General features: G+C 42.4%; 1 protein-coding gene. It reads right to left on the bottom strand.

Features of this window, described 5'->3' with window-relative positions:
* The coding region (locus ACVCXO_RS06380; protein WP_452228758.1) for a beta strand repeat-containing protein at window positions 1–1,564 on the bottom strand (1,564 nt) is incomplete at both ends.

The following is a 1,564-nucleotide window of genomic DNA, read 5'->3' on the forward strand; positions in this document are numbered from 1 at the left end:
ACAGTTACCGTTTGTGTGCTACTTGTTCCGCAGGTTCCTGGACTTGCGTATTCTATCGTATATGTGGTTCCTGAAATTCCATTAGTTATCGTTCCACTAGTTGTATCTATTGTGGCTCCGTCGGATGGTATTGGATTAAAAGTAAAGCTTCCGCCAAGATCTCCTGTGATATTTGCGGTTCCGCCATCACAAGTTGCTGTCATAGAAAATGAAGCATTTCCGGAGGTTAAAACAGTTACCGTTTCTGTGCTACTTGTTCCACAGGTTCCTGCACTCGCATATTCAATAGTATAGGTAGTTCCAGAAATACCATTAGTTACCACTCCGCTAGTTGCATCTATTGTTGCGCCATCGGTTGGGATTGGATTAAACGTAAAGCTTCCGCCAAGATCTCCGGTTATATTTGTGGTGCCGCCATCACAGGTTGCTGCCATAGAAAATGAAGCATTTCCGGAGGTTAAAACCGTTACGGATTGGGTACTACTTACTCCACAAGTTCCAGGACTTGTATATTCTATAGTATAGGTCGTTCCTAAAATTCCGTTGGTTACCGTTCCGTTAGTTACATTTATTGTTGCGCCATCGGATGGTATTGGATTAAAAGTAAAGCTTCCGCCAAGATCTCCAGTGATATTTGCTGTACCTCCATCACAAGTTGCTGTCATAGAAAAGGAAGCATTTCCCGAAGTTAAAACGGTTACGGATTTCGTGCTACTTACTCCACAAGTTCCAGGACTTGTATATTCTATAGTATAAGTAGTTCCTGAAATTCCGTTGGTTACCGTTCCGTTAGTTACATTTATTGTTGCGCCATCTGTTGGAACAGGATTAAAAGCAAAACTTCCTCCAAGATCTCCCGTAACATTTGCGGTTCCTCCATCACAGGTTGCTGTCATGTTAAAAGCAGCATTTCCGGAGGTCAAAATGGTTACAGTTTGTGTACTACTTGTCCCGCAGGTTCCTGGACTTGTATATTCTATAGTATAGGTCGTTCCTGGAATTCCGCTAGTTACCGTTCCGTTAATTACATTTATTGTTGTGCCATCGGATGGTATTGGATTAAAAGCAAAACTTCCGCCAAGATCTCCTGTAATATTTGCGGTTCCTCCATCACAAGTAGCTGTCGTATTAAAAGAAGCGTCTCCTAAAGTTAAAACAGTTACCGTTTGTGTGCTGCTTATTCCACAAATCCCTGGACTTGTGTATTCAATAGTATAGGTCGCTCCTGAAACACCATTAGTCACCAATCCGCTAGTTGCGTTTATTGTTGCGCCATCGATTGGTATCGGATTAAAAGTAAAACTCCCGCCAAGATCTCCTGTAATATTTGATGTTCCGCCATCACAGGTTGCTGTCATAGAAAATGAAGCATTTCCGGAGGTTAAAACAGTTACCGTTTGTGTGCTGCTGGCTGCACATGTGCCGCTTGTTGCATATTCTATAGTATAGGTTGTCCCAGAAATACCATTAGTAATCGTTCCGCTAGTTGCGTTTATTGTTGCGCCATCGGCTGGTATCGGATTAAACGTAAAACTCCCACCAAGATCTCCTGTGATATTTGATG

Source organism: Lacinutrix sp. MEBiC02404, assembly GCF_053601575.1.